Source organism: Deltaproteobacteria bacterium (genome assembly GCA_018668695.1).
GTDB lineage: Bacteria > Myxococcota > XYA12-FULL-58-9 > XYA12-FULL-58-9 > JABJBS01 > JABJBS01.
The window spans coordinates 1-22,708 of sequence record JABJBS010000359.1 but is presented as its reverse complement, the minus strand read 5'-3'; the positions used below and the strand labels follow the sequence as shown (position 1 = coordinate 22,708).

The 22,708-nt window shown below is 49.9% G+C and carries 15 protein-coding genes; 6 read left to right on the top strand and 9 right to left on the bottom strand.

Translation table 11 applies throughout. The annotated features are described in order from the left end of the window. From HOK28_20620 to HOK28_20610, 3 genes are all read left to right on the top strand, one after another. The coding region (locus HOK28_20620) for a hypothetical protein (protein MBT6435511.1) at positions 1 to 891 on the top strand (891 nt) is incomplete at its 5' end. Next, positions 888 to 2,156: a hypothetical protein gene (locus HOK28_20615; GenBank protein MBT6435510.1), complete on the top strand. Its 1,269-nt coding sequence runs from the start codon at positions 888 to 890 to the stop codon at positions 2,154 to 2,156. The genes HOK28_20620 and HOK28_20615, both read left to right, overlap by 4 nt. A 108-nt stretch (positions 2,157 to 2,264) precedes the next feature. Beyond that, positions 2,265 to 3,890, top strand: coding sequence for a gamma-glutamyltransferase (locus HOK28_20610; GenBank protein ID MBT6435509.1), 1,626 nt, complete (start codon positions 2,265 to 2,267; stop codon positions 3,888 to 3,890). Positions 3,891 to 3,919: 29 nt separating this feature from the next. On the opposite strand, the gene HOK28_20605 is transcribed toward HOK28_20610, so the two are convergent. The 7 genes from HOK28_20605 to HOK28_20575 all read right to left on the bottom strand — a co-directional run bounded on the left by HOK28_20605 (position 3,920) and on the right by HOK28_20575 (position 13,972). After that, positions 3,920 to 4,729 (bottom strand): Fic family protein, encoded by an 810-nt coding sequence (locus HOK28_20605; protein ID MBT6435508.1) that lies wholly within the window; start codon positions 4,727 to 4,729, stop codon positions 3,920 to 3,922. 58 nt (positions 4,730 to 4,787) lie between these two features. Beyond that, positions 4,788 to 6,965 carry a hypothetical protein gene (locus HOK28_20600; protein MBT6435507.1) on the bottom strand — a complete coding sequence of 726 codons (2,178 nt, stop codon included), beginning with the start codon at positions 6,963 to 6,965 and terminating at the stop codon, positions 4,788 to 4,790. Continuing rightward, positions 6,955 to 9,072, bottom strand: coding sequence for a hypothetical protein (locus HOK28_20595; protein MBT6435506.1), 2,118 nt, complete (start codon positions 9,070 to 9,072; stop codon positions 6,955 to 6,957). Before HOK28_20595 ends, HOK28_20600 begins: the two co-directional genes overlap by 11 nt. Continuing rightward, positions 9,069 to 9,746, bottom strand: coding sequence for a 1-acyl-sn-glycerol-3-phosphate acyltransferase (locus tag HOK28_20590; protein ID MBT6435505.1), 678 nt, complete (start codon positions 9,744 to 9,746; stop codon positions 9,069 to 9,071). The genes HOK28_20595 and HOK28_20590 overlap by 4 nt, the downstream gene beginning before the upstream one ends. Positions 9,747 to 9,811: 65 nt before the next feature. Continuing rightward, positions 9,812 to 10,930, bottom strand: coding sequence for a hypothetical protein (locus tag HOK28_20585; GenBank protein ID MBT6435504.1), 1,119 nt, complete (start codon positions 10,928 to 10,930; stop codon positions 9,812 to 9,814). A gap of 26 nt (positions 10,931 to 10,956) precedes the next feature. Continuing rightward, the gene (locus tag HOK28_20580; GenBank protein MBT6435503.1) at positions 10,957 to 12,717 is read right to left on the bottom strand and encodes a homoserine dehydrogenase; all 1,761 of its coding nucleotides are present in this window, start codon (positions 12,715 to 12,717) and stop codon (positions 10,957 to 10,959) included. A 277-nt stretch (positions 12,718 to 12,994) separates the two neighbouring features. Then, positions 12,995 to 13,972 carry a GNAT family N-acetyltransferase gene (locus tag HOK28_20575; GenBank protein ID MBT6435502.1) on the bottom strand — a complete coding sequence of 326 codons (978 nt, stop codon included), beginning with the start codon at positions 13,970 to 13,972 and terminating at the stop codon, positions 12,995 to 12,997. Between the two features lie 180 nt (positions 13,973 to 14,152). On the opposite strand from HOK28_20575, the gene HOK28_20570 reads away from it, so the two are divergent. Further along, on the top strand, positions 14,153 to 16,303 hold the full coding sequence (locus HOK28_20570; protein MBT6435501.1) for a sensor histidine kinase: 2,151 nt from the start codon (positions 14,153 to 14,155) through the stop codon (positions 16,301 to 16,303). A gap of 39 nt (positions 16,304 to 16,342) precedes the next feature. After that, positions 16,343 to 16,711, top strand: a complete 369-nt coding sequence (locus HOK28_20565; protein ID MBT6435500.1) for a hypothetical protein — start codon at positions 16,343 to 16,345, stop codon at positions 16,709 to 16,711. Between the two features lie 26 nt (positions 16,712 to 16,737). On the opposite strand, the gene HOK28_20560 is transcribed toward HOK28_20565, so the two are convergent. Both HOK28_20560 and HOK28_20555 read right to left on the bottom strand, forming a co-directional pair. Further along, positions 16,738 to 19,746 (bottom strand): long-chain-acyl-CoA synthetase, encoded by a 3,009-nt coding sequence (locus HOK28_20560; GenBank protein MBT6435499.1) that lies wholly within the window; start codon positions 19,744 to 19,746, stop codon positions 16,738 to 16,740. A gap of 21 nt (positions 19,747 to 19,767) precedes the next feature. Beyond that, positions 19,768 to 21,447 (bottom strand): acyl--CoA ligase, encoded by a 1,680-nt coding sequence (locus HOK28_20555; GenBank protein MBT6435498.1) that lies wholly within the window; start codon positions 21,445 to 21,447, stop codon positions 19,768 to 19,770. Between the two features lie 215 nt (positions 21,448 to 21,662). Between HOK28_20555 and speA the strand changes: the two genes are divergently transcribed. Next, the coding region (speA, locus tag HOK28_20550) for a biosynthetic arginine decarboxylase (GenBank protein MBT6435497.1) at positions 21,663 to 22,708 on the top strand (1,046 nt) is incomplete at its 3' end.

The window sequence follows — 22,708 nt, the reverse complement described above, 5'->3', positions numbered from 1 at the left end:
GATCCACTTAACCCGCTCGACAGTGATAACGATGGCATCATCGATGCTCTCGACACCGACAGCGATGGAGATGGACTCAGCGACTCTCAAGAAAATGAGCTCGGCACCGACCCCACATCTCCAGACTCCGATGGTGATGGCGTGAGTGATGCACAAGAAGTGTCTTTGGGTTCAGATCCAAACGACCCACTCGATACGGCCGAAGACAGCGATGGAGACGGACTGACTGATGCTCTCGAAGCCTTGGTTGGCACCAACCCACTTGATGCCGATTCCGATGGCGATACCATTCCCGACAATGTTGAGATTGGTGAGCCTGGCGATGATGGCGCTCGTGATACCGACGGCGATGAAATCATCGATGCTCTGGATACCGACAGTGACAACGACGGCATCGACGATATTGACGAAGCCGGTGACACACCTGAGGAGCCCCTCGACTCCGACAACGATGACACACCTGATTATCGCGACGAAGACAGCGATAACGATGGTGCATCGGACAGCGATGAGCTTGCAGCCGGAACGGATCCAAGAGATCCAAATGATCTTCCAGGTGGTGAAGAGACCGACCCGGCTGATGCCACCGATCCTTCCGATGTCTCAGATGCTTCGGATACAACGGACGCTTCAGATCCGGCGGACCAGTCAGATGCATCAGACACAACGGACGCTTCGGATCCTTCTGATGTATCCACTGCCTCCGATCCAAGCGATACAGCAGATACCTCTGTGCCCTCCGACCCATCAGATAGCTCCGTAGGGTCAGACCCGGCCACGCCTGATGACGAAGGCGGCTGCCAAGCAGTCTCTGGTGGGCCCTTCCTGCTATTATTGGCCTTGGTTTTTGTACTAAGAAGGCGAACTCACATGAGAGTAGATCACCCATGAACCAAAAAATCTATAAAGTATGCATGAGCATTCTCCTTGTATCGTTGATCGCAAGTGAGGGTTGGGCATCGGCCAAGACCGATATCCAAGAGGCGCTCGATTCCATAGCGACCAGCCTCAAGGAGCAGGCAAAACCTGAAGCCATTCAACTCAGCCCTGTTCTTTGCAAAGATGGCCAAGATCTTAGCCCGCTCTTGGTTACCGGATTAAGTGATCAAGGCTTTCAAGTGGTCACCGAAACAAAGCGTCAACAAGAGCTCACCGAAAATATTGAAACAGCAAAGTCATCTATGGCCTATCCGTGGTTGCTTTCAGGCTCTTGTGTGACCACTTCCACCGGTAACACACTCAGCCTCCGCGTGACCGATGCCCAATCGGGACGTGTTTTGGCCAGCTATGCCACTCCAGAACAAACCACCTCTAGCCTGGAAGCTAAGAGTCTCTTAACCCAGCTAAGAAAGTTGTCCGATCAAGTCATTAAGAACTTAAACTCCATGGACGGTAATCTTCGGTATCAACGGTTTGCAATCGCCAACTTCGAAGAAATCGGTCAATCATCACAAGACAAGCAACTTGGTCTCGTGGTCTCAGCCCAGCTTCAATCCATGCTTCAAAATGACCACAACCTTTTTCTCGTAGAGCGAGAAGAGGTCGCGAAGCTGGTAGATGAAATTCAACTGGGCCAGATGGGTCTGGTATCCGAAACCGATGCTGTTGAAATTGGAAAGATGAGCGGTGCTCAAGCGCTCATCTTGGGAAGTGTCGCTGAAGCAGGGTCACAATACCTTGTTCAAGTTCGCATCGTCTCTGTTGGTGAAGCCAAGGTTTGGGCATCAGCTGAAACCAGTCTGCCAGCTGCAGATTTGATTACCTTATCTTCAGATGCCGCTGTTTTACGAAGCCGCTCCGGTGCAATCTACCGCTCCATGCTCTTGCCCGGCTGGGGTCAGTTTTATAACCGAGAACCACTCAAGGGCTCAGTTTTCGTGGGTGGTGAAGTCATAACAGCAGGCTTAGGCGCCATGTTCCACATTTTCGGCTCTCAAGCCCAAGCGGACTACGATGCTCTTGGGGTTGACGCTAATCCAGAGGAATTCAGTGACCTCCGCGACCAAGCCACCGGACATTACAAGATGCGAAATATTATGATTTATACGGCCATCGGCATTCATGTCCTGGGAATTCTAGATGCTGCATTCAATGGGTACGATGGCTCATCGGGTAACGGCAACTCCTCCAATAGCCCGTTATCTTGGTCCTTTTAGTCGGTTGCTTCGGAATACTTTATCAAATCAGCCCTAACTGTTAAGACAGTCTTAAGACACTCGGGAAAAACTGTAACGGGTTCATAAGGCTCCATTTTATACAGCACCATGAATAGGCACGAAATTAAGGTAAATGGCGGCGTCGTCGCTGCTGGCTCTATCCTCACGGCAGAAGCTGGTGCCGAGTTATTGCGAAACGGTGGTAACGCTGTCGATGCTGCCGTCGCTGCCAACCTTGCTGCATTCTGTGCGGAACCTGTTCTCACCGGCCCATTTGGTGGCGGCTTGGCACTGGTGGCCGGCGAAAATATCGAACCCGTATCGATGAACTTCTTTTCTAGAGTTCCTGGAAAAGGCAATCAGACGGATAAATCGAACATCGATTTCCAAGGGATAGATGTTCGTTTCGGGCCCGCCTTACAGACATTTCATGTTGGTAAAGGCTCATGCGCGATTCCTCTTCTCTTGCCAGGCCTGTTAGAGCTTCATAGCCTATACGGGAGCGTACCACTTAACGATGTCATCGCACCCGCCATGGCTTATGCACGTGACGGCATAGAAGTTAGCTTTGAACTCGCGCGTATCTTTCAAATCTTAGATCCCATTTTAAAACTTACCCCAGAAGCACGGCAAATATTTGCCCCTGAAGGTGAACTTCTAAAAGCAGGGGATTTCTTCAACGCGCCGGGCCTTGTTAACGTTTTCGAACAGTTTGCAACGGGCGACATGACACCTATTTTGGAGTCATTTCGGCAAACCTTCGCTGCTCCGGGCGGGCTTGTTACAGACACCGACCTTCTGGACTTAGCCCCGAAAATCACGAAACCTGTTCATGTGCATGCGGGTGAATTTGATATCTACCTATCCCCTGCACCTGCATCGGGCGGATTACTTGTTGGATTTGGGCTCAAGTTGTTTGAGAAAATGGCGCCCCACGTTTGGAGTAATCCTACCGATAAAGCTCTGGCCCTTGTCGCAGCCATGACCACAACTCAAATGGCGCGTGAGCAAATACTTGATCCTCTCCTGCACGAACACGGAAACCACGCAGAGACTCAATTAAAGAACTTTCTCTCAGAATCATCGATGGAGAGATGGAGAAATGTTTTTCACGAAGCATTCACATCGCGGACACCTATTATCTTGCCCCCCGAGAACCAGCTTGGGAGTACCACGCATATCAGCACTCTCGATATGCATGGGTTGGGCTGCAGTATTACGAGCAGCAACGGCGAAGGAAGCGGACACATCGTGCCCGGCACCAGTGCTATGGCCAATAACTTTATGGGCGAGGAAGACCTTCACCCACAAGGGTTTCATGTCATGCCCGCCGGTAGCATGCTCACATCGATGATGTGCCCAACCGCTGTTACAGATAGCCACGGACCCAAGCTGATGTTGGGAACGGGTGGCAGCAATCGTATCCGCACTGCCCTTCTTCAGGTTCTCGGCGGCCACCTTTTCGGGAAACAATCTCTCGAGGAAGCGGTGAGCGCACCACGCATTCATTACGAAGGTGGAATGCTTTATATGGAGAGTGTTGGTACCGACGAACGCCCTATGAACGCTCAAGCTTTCGATACCTTAAAGAGTCTCCCTGTTGAAAATCTTATTTTCGACGAGACCAACATGTTTTTTGGTGGCGTGAATGCCGCGGGCAGAGACTATCAAGGTGCGGGCGACAAAAGACGCGGCGGTAATATCGCAATCGTAAAGCCGGAATCAGAGCGTTAGAGCAACGACCTCAAAATTTTTGGTTTTAATCAATTCTCAACAAATGGTCTAAGCGCGTAACGTGGAATCGTTTGCACATTGGCGCATCCGGGACACCGGTATGTATCCAGCCACTGAACCTGTTGAACGCGGGGCGCAACTTGACCACAGCGGCAAGTAATCTCTAACCGTACTTTATCGGCGATAAACCGTTGCATCAATTTAGGATCAGTTCGGGCCTCTTTAAATACCACTCTATCATCGACAGAAAAAACTAAAATCGGCTGGTCCATGAGTATTGTAAAGTAGTTAAACAAGAGCCTTGCTAAGCAACCATTACCTGCTGCAAACGGTGTAATTTTCTCAAAACCGTGCAACAAAATCGCCGCATACTCAACCAAGTTGATGGCATGGTAAAACCCGCTGGCCAACATGCATTTCATAGCTGCCTTGTTCAGCATCGCAACCCACATGGAGAGCGTTCCTTTGACCTTAACGGCAGGCAAATGGCCGACATTCCCCGCGCTTACTTTAAAGTCGTTTTTAGGACTTCGAAGTATTCCGCGAGCGGCGGGTAAGCAGGTCATTCCATATTCTTTTTGCTCGTCGACAATAAGCTTTTGCCAGGAGCAGATTTCATCGAGTTCTAAAGGCTGCCTGGTTTGAGCAATTTTCTTCATTTGTAAAAATGCACCGGCGTAGCCGACATCACCTTTTTGAAGCTCAGGTCGTGTGTAATCTATGGTTGGAATTTTCTGAAACTGTAAAACACCGCGACGCTGCTTCACTTCTGCGCTCTCTAAAAACTTAATGCGCTGTGATTCAACTAAGAATGTTATTTCACGGTCTGTAAGCGTCATGGCCTCTTATAAAATTAGCACATAGTCGTGTCGGAGAAAAAGAAGTAATCACCAAAAGCTACGTAACCACAGGAAACCAAAGGGATATTTTTGCACCACCGAGTGTTTCAGATGTAGCGATTTCGATGTGACCACCGTGCTCACGAAGAATCCCATCGGCGGTAAAAAGGCCCAGTCCCGTTCCTCGGTGCAACGTTTTCGTGGTCATAAAAGGTAATATGACCTCATCACGTCTGTCATCTGGAATTCCTCCGCCCGTATCCTCAACTTCTATAACCACCCATTCTCTGGATTCTCTTACCACCTCTTTGGCACTTAAACGAATAACCCCGAGTTCTTCATCGGCTTGAAGCTCAGCTGGTGAATCACTGATTGCGTCGGAGGCATTCGTTAATAAATTACCAAGGGCCCGTTCAATTTCGGACCGTTTAGCCTTAAGCCTTAATTCGCTTGGAATGTTTTGCTCAAACTTATGTTGTCGAATCCGGCCATGAACAATCAGCCGAATATCCTCACAAATCTCCGCTAAACCAAGCTCACTAACCGACTCATCCTCGCCGCCGGCATAATGCGACAAGGCTTGGTTCATGCGTTGAATCGCATGCGCCCCTTTTTCCAAAAAGACTAGCATGCGTCTCATGGACTCGACTGTACGATTCAATTGCAGCGTTCGTGGGTGTTCGGGATCCAGGGTTTCATGCCCCGAGAGCGCCACATCCTCTATCGCTTCTGACAGCTCTTTAGCCGCCAGTAAAACATCTCCTGCCTTGGTCCCCAAATCGTCAGAAACACCGACAATCAACTGGCCCAATGAAGCCAGTTTCTCTGCCTGGGCAAGCTTCTGCTCAGCTTTACCCAGGCTGATTAAGGCACGTTCATACCCGCCAGTTAGCCGTTGTAAATCGTAGTGTTCTTGCTCTAAAAGCTCACTCAAAGACTTAATTTCGACTTCCGCATTGGTCACTGACTTTGACGCCTCTTCGTACCGACTTGATATAAACGAGAGTTCCGCTAACATCTCACCCTTGTCTCGAATCACCACGCCCAAACCCATCGGAATCGCCAACGAGAAAAAGACCATCTCAAGTGATGAGCCAATCAAAAAGGTATAATCTAACCACACTGAATCTGAAAATGCCCCACGTGAATGAGCAACGAAGATCCCGATTCCCAACAAATGCGAGAGCCAACCCAAGGACAAGAGCCTCGCCAATCTTGAGCCACGTAGTGCTCGCTCGAAACACACAGACACCAACAATAAGCCAATCAAAACTCCCCAAGACATGGAGAGCAGAACCACTGATTTATAATCAATAAAAAGCGCCAAACAGGCTGCGGTCAGAGCTATCACCATACTCAACTTAAATAGTCGCCAAAGCCGAGCAGATTGCTTTTTGAGTTCAAAAAGCTGCGCAATAAAAAGAGAGGCAAAAAAGCCCCCGAGCAGACTCGCTACAAACGGGAGACGTACATTTAAATCTCCACTAGAAGGCCAGAGATATCGGTGTAAAAGTTCAGAGTCTCCAAGTGGGGCAATGATGATACAGGCAACATAGAGTGCGTAAACAAAATACTCTTTTCGCCGCATCAGTACGGAAACAAAAAGGGCGTAAAACATCATAATGACGCCTAGGCCCACATAGATAGACCTAATCAATGCATCCTTTGCCGAGCCTTCCAGTAACTCGTCAATCCTAGAGATATCGAAACTTATCAAACTTGAGCCCGGTAATGTCATTCTAAAAACAACATACAATTCGCCCTGAGCACGAAGCGATAACGGCATCGCAAAAACTCGTTCGTCTAAGGGACGGGTATTATAAGGGTGTGCCGAGCCTGTATGATACCGCTCAATAATATTTAATTTTCCATCTAGAAGCCACATCTTCAGGTCGAGCGGAGACTGACCAACAATCGATAATGCCCAGTCACTTTGGTTGCTCTTTAGAATACGAATAGGCACCACGACCCATAAAGGATTCCCGTTTTGATTGTGGTCAAGATAGTGGCCACTCATAAAATTAAATTCTCCTGCGATATACTTCTCGACCGCCTGAAAAACACTTAACGACTCTCGCTCTTCCCAGACCTGTAACACGCTATCCAGAGAGGCAAAGTCTTGATTTTCTGTCGGAAGGTACTGCCAGCCTTTCTCTTCAGATTGCGCATGAACCGGCAACGTTAAAAGGCACAGCCATCCGATCAGCAAGAGCGCTCTGGTCTTGTTAAGATTCATGAGTTCGCCTCAGCGGTAACCAAACACGTACGGCCCCACCAGAAAGCTCTCGAGCAGGTGGAAATGATAAGTCCCCGCCATGTTCATCGATAATGCGCTTCACGATCGAAAGACCAATACCCAGCCACCGAGCCGGGTCGCGGGTTGTCACAAATGGGCGAAATCCGGCTCTGCGAATGATACCAGGTATGCCCGGCCCAGAATCCTCAATCGTCAAATAGACACCGGTGCCTTCTTCATGCGGAGCTGGCTCCGCCGATATCAAAATACGACCTTTTTCGCTCTGTGAAACAATTGCATCAGCAGCATTCAGAATCAGGTTGGCGAGCATCTGGGACATCTGCCCAGGTTTTGCGGTCACAAAAGGCGCATTCTCAAATCGACATTCAACATCATGCAACTGAACTCGACTGGCAATGACGCAGAGTACTTGGTCGACAACACCTGAGAGATCAACTTTGGAGGAGACCGAATCATCAATGCGTCCATATCGAGCGAGAGCTTGGTTAACTCGGACAATGTAGGCGCTTTGTGCACTCAAACCAGCACAAGACTCCTCAAGACGGCTGAAACCCTTTAGATGATTCCAAGAATTGTCATCACCCTCTTTTAATTTGTGAATGAGTGAATCAAAATTTTGTGCACAACTGCTGATATGGGTCGCCGGGTTGGCTATATCGTGCGCCACGCCCGCAACAAGACGGCCCAAACTGACGTGATACTCCAAATGACGAAGTTGTTGGTGTGAGTCCCGCAACTTTTTCTCTGTATCGATACGGGACTTCTGCGTGTTTGTTAAACTGGTCCGAATTGATTCATCTTCAACCCGCAAGGCATCCAATACTTCACCAATATCCCGCACCTCGCCATCAATCTCAGAAAGCCTTTTTTCTTTTTCCAATAAAGACTGACCAAGTAGATCTCGTGAAATAACCTCTTGTTGAAACCGCAGAGGAAGCAGAGAGCAAATCAGAACCAGGAAAAAGATTGTTCCAGCAAAGTAAATGTAATCGGTTGCAAAGAGATTCGAGATGATCCCGGACCTCACGAGAGGGGTGTAAACAAGGGCAAAACAAACAGGGGTGAGCGAAAAAAAGAAGGTCCCCATAAACCGCTCACCTCGCCTCCAACCATCATACGAAATCGCAAGTGCGTTCACAACGATCGAAAGATAGAGAACGTTTAGCAGTAGAAAGAAAAAATCCCACGGCGACACCATCCACCCCAGGTAGATGACCACTACGGCGACAAGTAGCCCATCCAAACTGCGGTGTAACTTGACAGGGTAATCACCAACCGAACCGATTCGCCCCACCATCAATCCGCCGGGCAGCATAAAAAAGGCCATCCAGCCCAGTGGACCCATCGCCGTTAATTGAGGAAACCCGAAAAAGCTCCACGCACCAAGGTCTCCACAAAGAGCACCTCCAAGCCCGAGGACGGTAGAGCCAAAATAGAAATAGCTCACTTCCCGAACCAGAATGAAATATCCTAAATTGTATACGAGTATGAAGAGACAAAGCCCCAACATGGCCCCCAATAGAGCCGGAGGTTTCTCGGCGAAAACGGTTTGGCCATTTCCTAAAAAATAGTTAGCCCTATTCAGGCTTCGACCACTGACGCGGTAGCGGACCAAAATTGTTGCGGTAGAATCGGCCGGGGTCATCAAATGGTAACGAACGCCAAAGGCCTTCATCAAAGCCAAGGGCTCCACCTGCTCAACACCTTGTCTATCGGTATTAATCACCCATGCCTCAACATTCTTCCACCAACTGGAATCGAATGCTAAAAACCAACCTAAGTCTCGGCTATCTTCACCCCGCACCTTGATTGCGTACCAGTGGTTACCAGACTTCGGCCCGGTCGAGTGACCATCAACAAGCCCCGAGACATTTTCCCAAGGAACTGAGCCTGCTCGGACTTGTTCTAAACTATTTAGATTCAGGGGTGTATAACGATAAAATAAAGAAAGCCTAGATGAATTATTCTCACTGAGCAGGGTCGGTTGAATGTCCCCGAGTAGACTGCGCTGGCCCTCAGTTGTCGACTTTGCACAGCCTTGAATAAATAGCGGTCCAAATAAACACAAGACCCAAATGAATCTCAAACTCTGCTTCCTGTCTGCAGAGAATCTAATTGGTCCCGAAAGGTCTCAATCAGCTCTCCGATTTCATCTGAGGTTTTGCCTATTGTAGAAATAGGTTCGCCAAAATGCACATCGATAACGCCCGGTGTTGGAGCCAATTGTAGCCGAGGCAGTACTTTGGCGCTACCACCAATATAGACTGGTACAATCTCAGCTTGAGCCTCGACCGCCAGATGGAAGCCACCTCGTTTCAATGGCTGCAGGCTAGCACCATCGCCTCGGGTGCCCTCAGGAAAGATGATGACGTTGCTGCCATTCATAACCCGAACACTGGCATCGCTTAATGCTTTTCTAGCCACATTCGATTGCTGCCTATCCACGACGATGAAACCGGCTTGCCTAGCCGTCCAACCCCATACGGGTATCTTGGACAGTTCCTTTTTGATCACAAAATAGGCTGGAGCCGGTAGGCCCACAATAATGGCAGGACCATCATAGTTACTCTCATGATTGGCCATGAGAATATAACCCTGTTTTTTAGGAAGATTTTCGGTGCCGAATACCCGGTACGTTACCCGGCTCACATTAAAAAGTGCCTCACACCAGAATCGAACATAGCTGTGAGCTTTGAGGCGCTCTCCGCGGCCCATCCAGAAGGCGATGATTGGACCTGCTACACAGGTCTTAAAGGCCATATATATATAAATCCAAGGCCAAAAAACTCTCATGGCAACACGTCCTCATAAACATCAACAAACGGTTAAGAGCGCTCTTCATCTCCAAGCACGTCTCGGCTCTCTTGTCTCTCTAAAACTTGCTTAGCTAGGCGGGTAGCCACGGGCTCCAAAGCATAGGCCAGCGCTTGAAGCACCTGCTCGGGAGGTTGCTTCGCTAGACCGCTGGCCATCCCAGCATGTAAAACAAGGCTGCCACCAACGATATCGCAAGCGTCATCACCGGCATCGCCCCAGACCAGTGGCGCGCGTAAGAGAACGAGTCCCATTGCTTCTTGTAGAACCACCGGAGCACGGCGCACCAAAGCTGCCGCCAAAACCTTACGTAGAGGCTCATCCAGAGCACGTCCAACCAACGGCGATTCCAAAGGAGCCACGGTCTTCAAAGCCGCGAGAGGACAACCTTGGCTATCAAGCTCAAGGCGCTGCGACCAAATTTTGCCACCTAAAACAATAGCCGCCTCAAACCCGGATTCGGTCGCAATCAGTTGGCGGGTTGCATTGTCGTCGCGGTCATAGGCCCGGCCATCTATCATCAACCGGACCAGGTGGGTGCGCACTTCAGCAACAACATGGTTCGAGTGTCTTACCCACTCAAAGGGCTCGGGGAAAAAGTCTACTTCGGGCGAGACAAATGTCGATTGAAGAGCGGTGTTCTCAACACCTTCGTTGAATCTTCTCCAAGCGTCCAAGGGTTCCTGATCACCGAGATTAAAACTTCGGTGAAGACTGTCGAATAACTTTCCGGTGGCATAAGGCCCTCGATAACGCAACGGCCCCGTTTCTTTAAGATACGCGTGAAGGCTTAAATAATTGAGAACGGCGGCGCCCAGGCCAGCCGGTAAGCGACTGGGTTTATCCACCGCCGGTATATAGCTTGGCTCTTGCCAATCGATGGCCTGCACAAACGCACAGGGTTCAGCGGCTCCCGGTAGAAAGAAAGCGTCGACCTGACCAAGTACATCATCAACCCCGAACTCAGTGCGAAGTGTAGCTTGAGTGCCATCTGGCAAATGAAAATGTGCTTCGCTAAGCTTACCGTCAGCGCTCTGGGCTTCTAACCAAATGAAATCATTGGCATCTCGAATACTGGTAATCAGCCCATGCTCAAGGCGAAGCTGCGTGCCTGCAGTGAAGGTCTTCATTCCTACCGGCTATCAGGTCAAACTCACTATGCGCAAGCGTTGTGCTGTGAGGGAGCCAGATAATGAATACTGGCATGACCACTGTCCTGCGACTTTTGCGCTTCCAGGGCAAATAAAAGTTCCCACAAGTCACCCACCACGGCCTGCGCGGTTGGGAATCGGCCAGCACCCTTGCCACGAACGGTCTCAATGGCCCCATCTTCTCCGTAGAATGTCAGAGCATTGCTCTCTGCCTTCACCTTCGCCAAGGCATGATGTTCAGGCAGATAGCGAGGGGAAATCCAAGCATCTACACCGGTTGGGGACCGTCGACATTCTGCCACCAAGCGAATCACCTCACCTCGGCTGGTCGCACGGGCGACATCGCTCTCACCGATGTTTTCGATGCCCTCAGAGCGAATGTCCTCGGGGGCTAAATAAACACCGAAGCCTCGCCGAACCAAAATAGATAGCTTACGGGCTACATCCGCACCATTGAGGTCACTTGTTGGATCTGCCTCTGCGAAGCCTGCTTGTTGCGCAGCCAGAACCGCTGCCGGGTAGCTTTGCCCCGCCGCCATCTCATCAAGTACATAGTTTGTCGTTCCGTTTAAAACTCCAACAGCAGCCTCCAACTTATGCTCTTTCGAAAGCCGCACAGCTGCTTCGATGCAAGGCGTTGCCCCGCCAACCGCGGCTGCATAGAGAAGCTTCTTACCCTGCGCAGTGGCGAGAGCTTCTAACCTGGTACCGTGCTGAGCGATGACTTCTTTATTGGCTGTCACAACATGGCGATCTGCCTGAAGGCTTTGCTCAATCAGCTCAAGTGGCAACTCAAAACCGCCCATGACTTCAATGGTAATATCGTGCTCAACGGCGAGTGCCGCGTGTGCATCCTCGTAAAGAATGCTTCTCGGAATATCGTTGTCTCTTGGTTTTGATAGATCACTCACAGCTATCGCCACGACATCGAATTTCTTCGGCAACTCACGCAGCCGCTTCAAAACTCCCAGCCCCACGGTTCCACAGCCCAGTAAAACGACCCGCTGGCGTAGGAGCGTGTTGCGCTGCCCAGACAAAACGTCTCTAAAAGACCCGACGGATGTCTGCCCCTCTTGGCCAGGAGCACGAACTGAAAACTCAAGGTGACGTTCGCTAGAAAAATGAATGGCTTTTTCTTGAACCACACCGCCCCCAATGGTCAGCGCGCTCTCCCAAGAAAGAGTGTCAAAGCGCTTAGCCTTTGCCCCTTCCGTATTCGGATCCCGGTCATAGTAACCGTCGACATCTTTAAAGAGCGTGCACTCTGCTTGGAGCTGGTCCGCTACAAACAATGCCGTCAGGTCTGAACCCCCACGGCCCAATAAAGTTTGAGAACCTCGCGCATTACGACCAACAAAACCTGGCATTACGATCACAGGAGAGTCCTGAAAAGCTTCTTCAAATTTTGCCGTGTCGAGGGAAATTGGCGTTGAGTTCAACGGCTCGCCCTCGGTGAGAAGACCCGCACGGGATGCATCAAACAATTCAGCCGACACACCTGCTCTATCTAGAGCAAGAACCAGAAAACTTGCAGCCGTGGCTTCACCCGTAGCAACCAAGCTTGCCAATCCCAACATATCCGGTTCAGCCGAAAATGCGTGGGCTTGCTCTAAAAGTAAATCCGTTGTGTCTCCGAAAGCAGAAACCACCGCAACGACTTTGCGCCCTTGGCGAACCGAGGCATAAATTTCATCAACAGCTCTTCCTAAATCGTGACGGCTCGGCAGCACAGAGCTACCAAATTTTTGTACGGTGATTTTAGTCATCACACGCTCCTATCCATTGGGCTTTTCATCACGCCCTGTTCAATCATCGAAAATTTGAGTTTTTGCGATTCCCCGGTGGGTCCTGCTTAAGGCAAGCAAGCTGGATTAATGGCCACCGGGGCAACACATGCTCATACAACCGTCTAAAAAGCTGCAGGCAAGGGTTTCCATGGTCTGAATTTTGGCGCTCAACATCGCGACACCTCCGGTATGAACAGAGATATCTCCGAATATTGTTCCGAAGTCAACACATCTAAAGCCCTAATCTGAATTTTATTCAGAACCTGAGCAGATTGAACATAGTGGTCGTGAGATACGGCCTGCCCCAAAGGCGCTTGTAGTCAATATCACTGCCAAGATCGTAGACTTCGATGCCCTCATCTACCAATACCTTAAGTGCTTCATATTGAAGAACATTTCCCAAGCCAATCGGCCGCAAGTCGTCTTTAAAGCTAAACTGCAGGCCTCGGTAAGTATCACGTCGGATCCCACCGAATATAAAGCCCACATCCTCTCCCTCTTGGCTTGCCATGATTAAACGAGCCGCCCCGCGGCGTGCCAGCCTTGGTAACATCAACCTATAGAAGTCTCTCATGGCGCCTTCATTCACGCCCGTCCCGGCAAGACCTTTCCAGCTATGATTTTCAACAGCCATGACCCGCTCAAAAGCTGCCGCCACCTGCTCTGGCGAATCAAGAGGTATCTTCTCAAACTCGATTTCTTGCTCCCCACACCGGCGAATATTGCGCTTTAAATTTCGCCTGAAGTAGCGGGTGCGGCGCCCAAGAAAGCCTTCCAATCCGCCGCTTAGACTGGCACCAATGCGCACGGTTTGAGGACCCTGGTAAACCTTAAAGTCTGCGGCCAGCTGGCCCAGTAGCCTTCTCACCCATGGAGCCTCCGAGTCGATGCCGGCGAGCATCATCACGTCCCAACCCTGTTCCCTTCTAAATAGACGAGACAAATCGTCGAGAAACTGGTCCTCCTGAGCCACCGCAAAGGGTGAGCCCAGTAACCACATCGCTTCCAGAGGTTGCACATAGGTAAACCCGTCAGGGTGCTTACCCTTCATCATAGCTACATAGCCGGAATCACTACGCCATAACCAAGAACTTCGGTCCGACATGAGCGCCGCATTGGCCGGTAATCCCCAATCCGTAGACGAACAAAAGCCATCTAAACCCGGCGTTTGCTCCACAAGTCGGTCAAAATCCTCCGCTTGCTCTTGGAAGGCTATTAAGTCGAGGCTCTGCATATCTTCGAAAACCTTACCACAGCCCGGGAGTCAATAGGATCACCTGGTACCACTTCAAGTCACACCAAAGTTGAGTCAAACTGTCTGATTTGGGAGAATAAGAGGGAAGATTACGATTCGGGTTAAAGCACTTCGCCGTATTTTGGAATTGTCATTTACCGAAGAAACCGGGAAGCGAACGTGTACAAACGAGGATGCATCATCGTGTTACTCTGCTTGGCCTATCAGTCTATAGGTCAGGCGCAGGATATCACTCAAATTGCGGCTGGGCAGTCTCACTACCAACTCGATGACAAGTTATCGTATCTCCGCATCCAAGGACGCTTGATGGAGCTTGAGGAAGTTCTAAACAATGGCGGCCACTCGAAGTTTGCTCCGCCACTTGGCGAGGTTCCAAACTTTGGATTTACCGATGCATCCTATTGGTTTCACACGCAGCTCAAAGCAGACCCTCGCATACCAACCCGATGGCTTCTTGAAATCGGATACCCGCTACTCGATCAGATCGATGTCCATGTGATTCGTAATGGAATCAGCAGTGAGTCTTATCATACCGGTGACCTCTCTCCGCTTGCCCAGCGTCCCATCAAACATCGTCTCTTTTTATTCCCGTTAGAAATAGAACCCGCCGAGACCATCGATTTGTATATTCGCGTTAATACTCAAAGCGCGATGCAACTCCCTCTGCAGCTTTGGGACCCTGATACGTTTTACGAGCAAGATGAACCAAGAGCTTTGGCCAAAGCATTTGTCGCCGGCACGCTCGTCATTATGTTCTTCTACAATCTCTTTCTTTTCTTCACCATCCGCGACTCAAACTACCTCCACTATGTGGGGCTGGTTGCTATGATGCTTCTGTTTTACCTATCGCTCAACGGGCTCGGATACCTCTACGTTTGGAGCGACCTCATATTCATAAACCAGCGCATCATGCCGATAAGCATATCCGGCCTCGCTGTTACCGCGGGGCTCTTCACGCATGTGTTCTTAAAGACTAAAACCAACACGCCCACAGGGCACAAAATTCTCGCCTTCCTAACCATGGGTTCATTGGTAATCTTTTTCGCAAGCTTCTTTCTTAGCTATTCGATCACCGTAAGAGCCGCGTCGGTTTTTGGGGGACTCATCTCCATTGCATGCATGGGCATAGGCCTGGTCGAAATGAGAACGGGATATGGACCCGCCCGATATTACACTCTGGCTTGGCTCTTCCTCTACAGCTCTACGGTAGTCTTGGCGATGAGTAAATTTGGCATCATCCAACGGTCGACGGCAGTGGAGCAATCCTTTGAATTTGCCATGGTTGTACAAGTGCTCCTGTTTTCTTTCGCGTTGGGAGACCGAATCAACCAGATTCAAAAAGAGAAAGCGACAGCTCAAGAAGCAGCGCTTCAACAATACGAAAAGTACTCAGAAGCGATGAAACGCAACGAAGTACTGCGTGATGAAAACTTACGATTGCAGTCCACCGATAGCCAAAGTGTTGACCTTCTCGAAATGGAACGTGAAGCATTTAAGAGTAATCCTGAGATCCGCAATAAGCAGATTCTCAAGGAGCGCAAAGCGGACCTAGGAACTCTCATCGCGGGCATGCTTCACGATATCAACAACCCTTTGAATCAAATATTAACGTCGCACGAATCACTATTCTCCGAGATCTCCGCACTCGAAACTGCTCTACTTGCCAATATGGCCGAGGACAATGCCTCCGAGGCTGCTCTGAAGAAGCTCCAAAAAAGCTTTAAGCACATGCGCAACATGCTTGAGTACATTGAGCTTGCGGGGCGTCGTATAGATTCTTTAAACAAAGGGTTTATCACTTACTCGAAAATTAACACTGATCCCGTGACCAACGTTAACCTTGATGAGCTCGTCCACATTACTCGGCACGTCGTCAACAGCCGAATCAAACCCTTTCAGGTCGACTTCGACATTGGCAAATTGCCCAAACTAACCGTCTGCCCTTCCGAAGTGTGCTTTATTTTATCGATACTGCTTACCAACGCAGCGGATGCTCTCGAAGCGGTTAAGGCTGAACACAAAGACCGCAGAGCCTTTTTCGACGGGAAAATTTCAGTAAAGGCGAGAACCGACAGTCATAAAGAAGTCGCAGGTATCATCATATCTGTTGAAGACAATGGCGGTGGAATGAGTGCCGCTGAATGGGATAGATTTCTGGAACCCTTTATGACCAGTCGCTCAGAGGCAAACTCTGGTTTGGGGCTCACCATTTGTAAATCGCTGGTTCAAAAGAACCGTGGACAAATGTGGCTTGCAGATGCCCCTCTTCTTGGCGGCGCCCGTATCGAAATATTCTTTCCTGCAAGTTGAGTCTTTCCACACACTGCAACCTCGGGTAACTTTGCTCCTATGAAAAACGAATCAACTCCATGGTGGCTCTACTGCATATTCCTCGCCTTACTTACGAGCTGCAGTACCCCAAGCCAACAAGCAAGCAGTGAACCCAGCTCGACCGCATCACCCATCGTGAAGGAAAAAAACGTGATGAAAATAACACCAACAGCCAGTCCTGATAAAACCAGCTACACTCATGTCGTCGGCGCAGAAACCGCCTATTACCTAGGGGGACCTCAACAAGGTCGCCCCTCCGAAGGCAAACTCGCCGGTGGAACAAAAGTAGCCCTTAGTGCCGATACCATGGGCGGATACGTTTTCGTTGAAGCTGAAAATGGAATCAAAGCTTGGGTACATGCTGACGCGGTCAAACCGATAGAGTAACCCGGCTAAAACCGGATACCCGCTCGTTAAATCTTAGTCATGACCGATGCATAATCTTTAGCTGTGAGCTTAGTGTATGTTCTTTGTTGAGAGTCATACCAGTAGACATCGCCCTGAATTTTAGAGGGATTAACCCCTTCTTTCTGCAGGTGATGCTTAATCACCTTAAAGCTCGCTGTTGTTTGCAGCTCCTCCACTACCCGAATGAATCTCGGTCGTGCAGCTGGTGCTAAACCAGTCTCAATAACGTCGAACACGGCCTTGGCTTCAAACTCCTGCCCATCAGACATTTGAATGGCAGCGGTGCCAACGCGGCCTTCATGATCCGCTATCTTCACACCGTAGACCGTGGCTAGCTCAATGCAGGCAGCCCGCGTAACCACGCGCGAAACTTCCTCCGTAGAGACATTCTCACCTTTGTAGCGATAAGTATCTCCAACTCTATCCTCGAACCAAAAGTCGCCATCAATGTCTTTACGCAATAAGTCACCCGAGGCAAACCAACAATCCCCCGGCTCAAACACATCTCTTAGAACCTTACGCTCAGTAGCTTGGGAATCGGTATACCCGTCAAAATGAGAAAACGGATTGTTCACTTGAATTTGTGAAATAAGCATGCCTGGCTCATTCGTACTACATGGAATCATAAACCCCTGATGGTCACGCACATACTCATCCTCATCCACACGGTACTTCACAAGTTCAACCTGCTGCAGATTGAAAGGTACTCTGCCTACACTACCGATTTTATGGCCAGTGATGTTTGCCAGCACCACATTGCCTTCCGTAGAACCGTAGAATTCACAGACCCGAACGCGTCCGTAGCGATTTCTAAGCTGGCCCCAAACATCAGCCCTTAATCCGTTACCAATGAATAAACGTATCGAGTGGTTCTTCTCATTCGCCAGCTCCGGTGCAGACACGAGGTATCTACAAAGTTCACCAACATAAAAAACAACCGTTGCTCCTGTTCGGTGAACATCGTCCCAGAATTTACTAACCGAAAACTTTGCGCCTAATGCAAGCCGACAACCCGACACCAATGCACCGCCGGCTCCCAGCAATAAACCTGTCGCATGATACAGAGGAAGTGTGCAGTAAACCGTATCGTCTGGATTGAGCCCCGCAGCCGCCGCCGAGGCTGTGCCTGCCATAAACCAGCGCCGGTTGGATATACGCGCTGCTTTCGGTAATCCCGTAGTCCCAGAAGTAAACATCAAAAGCGCCAAGTCTTCGGGTCGTCCTGGGTTTCTCGGTAAATGGGCAGCGAGTGTATCTGACGTTGTGGAGACTAAATCCTCGAGGCTCTCGACCCCATCATGTTGGGAACCGGGACCGGTGACAATAAGCCGGTCTTTATCAACAACTTCCAAAACACCCTCTAGGTGGTTCTCCGCCACGATAAGCCGCCCCACCTCCCCTGCCTCTAAAGCATGTTCAAGCACATCACCTCGGACGCCAGGGTTTAAGAGAACACCAACCACGCCCATACGACTGAACGCACCAAGGCATGCGAGGTAATCAGGATGGTTATCCATCATAATACCAACATGGTCTCCTTGCTTCACGCCGATCTTATCCAAAGCATTCGCAATTCGATTCACTCTGACATTGGCCTCAGCAAATGAGTAGGCCATATCGCTCCACATAAAAAACGTGTCGTGACCTATTTGCCGAGCCTGCTCATCTAGGATGTGGCCCATACTAAGCCCAGCTCCACGAACATTAACCAAACGCAAAAGCCGCGGCATCTGCCAGCGGACCCACCGCATGACATCCGTCATTTCTCGAAGTGTGTCTCCCGTATTCTCAAAAGCATCAGACAATAAGTCTTTCAACGCACCGGAGAGTGTTTCATCAACGGCCTTACCGTGACCTTGACGAACGCCTAACTTACTATCAGCGTCAACCTGCTCAATGTTATCCGGCGCTGTACTCTCGCCCGACTTCCACTTCACCCACTGACTGACCGTAGGCCAAACATGAGCAAGGGCACGAGAGCCTACAACCAACCCGAAGTGTCCACACTGCAATGACACTTCGTAAATTTCATCGGAAGAAGTTACGCGAGCAATGGCGCGAACAGAGGGTGGCCGAGCAAATTCATCTTGCTCCCCTACAAAATATAAAATGGGGCAAGTGATGTCATTCATCGTGACGGTATGGTCGTCCACAACAAACCCACCAACCATCATCCTATTTTGAACCACGACATTATCGAGAAAACTTCGAAAAGCTGGACCAGGCCAAGCCACAAAACCTTCTCCTCCAAGAAAGCGCCGCATCGGCTCAACTTTACTCAAAGCCTCTTTATCGTCCAGAATCCCCAGCATCATTCGGAGATATTTAATCTCCTTGCTCGGGCTCACCATTTTAAACGCTAGGCTCGTGAAATTACCGGGTAAGCCGGGAACACTCTCAAGGGCTCCCGAAAGAGCGTTGCGCACGCCTGACACCACATTGTGGGTAAGGTCGCGGTCGAAATTACGAGGTAAATTGCGCTGGAAATCGACCGGTGACCCAAAGGTGATGATCGACGCGACATCCTTACACTTTCGAAAAGCCACCACCTGATAGACAAAAAGCCCACCCTGCGAATAACCCGCCACATGGACAGGTTTGCCCGTTTCCGAGGCTATGTGGTCGATCGCAGTATTAATGGCCAGCAGGTGTTCATCGAGCGTTCGTTTTAAGCCGCCCTCTTCCGTTTCCGGGCTACCAAAATCACAGAGCCAAACATCCATTCCTTGTTCCGCAAGTACCGCGACGGAACTCAAAGGAGGAGAAATGTCATAAACCTGGGCTGTAACCATGAGCGGAGGCACCAGAAGAACTGCCCCCACTCCTTCGCTCGGAATCAACTCTTCGTAATGACGCAGCCGCATAAAGCCCTCATGCAAGGCTATCTCGTATGGACGCTCGTAAGGTGGAGTGAACCGGGCTCCACTCATGAGCCGAACGGCGTTTCGTGCTCTACGCATTGTTTTGTTTAGCGAAGCATCAAAGACACCGAAGCCTTTACGTCTCTTACCCATTTTGCTCTCCAGTTTTCGACCCTAATTGATTGGGCTGTCTTGAAAACAATTCTCGAAATAAGCTCGCACATCCGGTCGAACTGTTGCGCCTTTAAAATTCCGGGGAACCTCGCCAAATGCAATGTGGTCCGGCTTGGCTCCTTTTGAAACTTTTCCTGGCGCCTCGTGCATCAACTCTTGCGCATAAACCTCTGGTCCTTTTTCCATTGAAGGGCCCAGCTCCAGAAGCACGCAACATGCATCTTCATGCTCACTTCCCAGCTTATGCCCTACCACCGCGAGATCAAAGCCATCCACCGGCCACTTAAGAAAAGTTACACAAAACTCTCGTAACTCGGTCTCAACCTGAACACACGAGTAATTTGCCCCGCCGCGTATCATCAAGCCTGCACTGCGGCTGACCCAATAATAATCCCGCGCGCCGGTGTCCTGATTTGTAAGATAAAAAACCACATCTCCGAGACCTAAATACCATGCACCTTCACGAACGGCTCGAGTCGCAGCCGGGTCGTCGACATATCCCAACATGGCGGCATCACTTTCAACCACCAAAAGGCCAGGTTCACCTTCTAAAACTGGTTGCATAAAATCGGAATCGCTAGACACGACACTGCGAACAACCTGCGCCCGGGTCATGGGTTCATGAGGACAACCGATATAATACCCAGCCAATGGCTTACCCTCGTAAGCATGATCCCAACCACACTTCAGTGATGAGAGAATGTTTTCCTCGCTCATTTCTTTTGGAATACCCAGTGCCTGTAAACAGAGCTCCGTCGAACCAAATCGAACCCGAGGTAACCCACCGGTTAAGCGCTTAAACCGCTCTACGGTCTGAGGTCCCACGGGAGCTGAGCCGACAAGAAACTCTGTTCGCGACAACGCATGCCGGTGCGCATCACTAAGCTTGAGCCGACCACTTTCGATTAAGTTATCAAGGAATTCAAAATGCCTAGCCACCAAGGGTGCCACAACTCTACCTTGAAAACCTTCTACTATCTGCGCAAGAGCATCCCAGTACCCCGTTCCATAATGGGATAATACAAATAGTTCCGCTCCCGGATATCGTAATGCCCAGTTCGCCATCGAGGTACTGTTGGCATGATGGAGCGGGTTGACCAAAACCACTCGAGTGGGTTCGCCTTGTTGTAGGCCTAGAAATGACTCAAAAATTCTCAGGTTCGCATCATAGCCCTCATGAGAAAGTTCAACGCCTTTGGGCGCCCCTGTGGTTCCCGACGTGAACAGAGTCATCGCGGCACCTGTCTTGGGACCGGAATTCTGTTTGAGAGAATCGTCGCTCGCTTCCAACATACTCTGCTCAACCTTAAGAACATCGAGCTTTATCTCGCCCCGTTCAACCAGGTCGCGCAGTGCAGAAGGACAACTTGAATGCATCACCATGAACTGTGATTTTGTTTTACGGGCCTTATACTCAAGGACCTCAGCAGTATCAGCTTGCCAATTCACGGTAACGGGAACAAACCCGAGATGAGCCGCGGCCGCACGTGTTAGCAAATCTAAAATACTGTTTGCCCCGAAACCTAATAGAAATCTCGTACCGGCAGAGCCCAGTGGGCGCAGGCGCTCAACCATATGATCAATGGCTCTATGCCACTGAGACTCGTCCAAGCCACGCCACTGGGTTGACTCCGAACCCAAGATTACTTCGTTGATTTTAAAGGTATCTTTCGACTTCATGATTCATCCATACCAAATCTCATCGATAACAAGCAAAACAAGGTTCCGACCAACTCGGGCATTGGCCATTAAATGAGTGACAATGACGCAAGTGTGCGCTTGACCCCCGCTACCCACCAATGGTCCTATATTTGAACCGAGGGCGCTAAATCAGCATTGACCGATGACTCTGAGAATAATATCGCCGGTCTCCCTTAAAGATGTATGAGGTTTTCATGGAAAAAAAATGGACGGTTCAGCAAAGTCGAGACCTCTACCAACTTCAGCACTGGGGCGCTCCCTATTTTGACGTAAATGAAGCCGGACATATCGTGGTGACACCCGATGGCCCTGGCGGCTCTTCGCTCGACTTAAAAGGACTGGTAGACGATATCTGCCTACGCGGGCTTCAGCCCCCGCTCCTACTTCGTTTTAACGATGTTCTCCATTCACGCATTCGCAGTATAACCGATGCATTCCGCCATAGTATTGAAGCTTACGATTACAAAGGCGGCTACAAAGGTTTGATGCCTATTAAGGTTAACCAGCAAAGGCATGTCGTTGAAGAAGTCATCAACATGGAATCAGACTATCGCCTCGGACTCGAAGCCGGCTCAAAGCCCGAGCTCTTGATTGCGATGGGTCTTCTAGGCGATCGCGAAGAAATCATTGTTTGTAATGGTTACAAAGACCAAGAGTATATTGAGACCGTTTTCGATGCTCAAAAGATTGGCCTAAAGCCATTTCTAGTAGTCGACCGGTTCGCCGAAATTGAAATCATCATTCAAACGTCCAAACGAACAGGCATTGTGCCCAATCTAGGCATGCGGGCTAAACTCACAGCCAAAGGGGCCGGACGCTGGGAGTCATCTTCTGGGGACCGCAGTAAGTTTGGTCTCTCGGCCAAAGAGCTTGTACTCGCGGTTGAAAAACTAAGGCGAGCTGGAATGCTTGAAACTCTCAAGCTTCTGCATTTTCATATTGGTAGTCAGATCACGAGTATACGCTCGGTAAAAATTGCCACACGTGAAGCCAGCCATATCTATTGTAATCTTCGTGAAATGGGCGCCACACAGCTCAACTTCGTAGATGTTGGGGGCGGGCTCGCCGTCGATTATGACGGCAGTAAAACAAATTTCCACTCCTCGAAAAACTATTCACTCCAAGAATACGCGAACGACATCGTCTCAACGCTTGGTGATATATGTGATGATAACGAAGAGCCGCACCCGATGATTTTTTCAGAATCTGGTCGTGCCCTGGTCGCCCACCACTCCGTTCT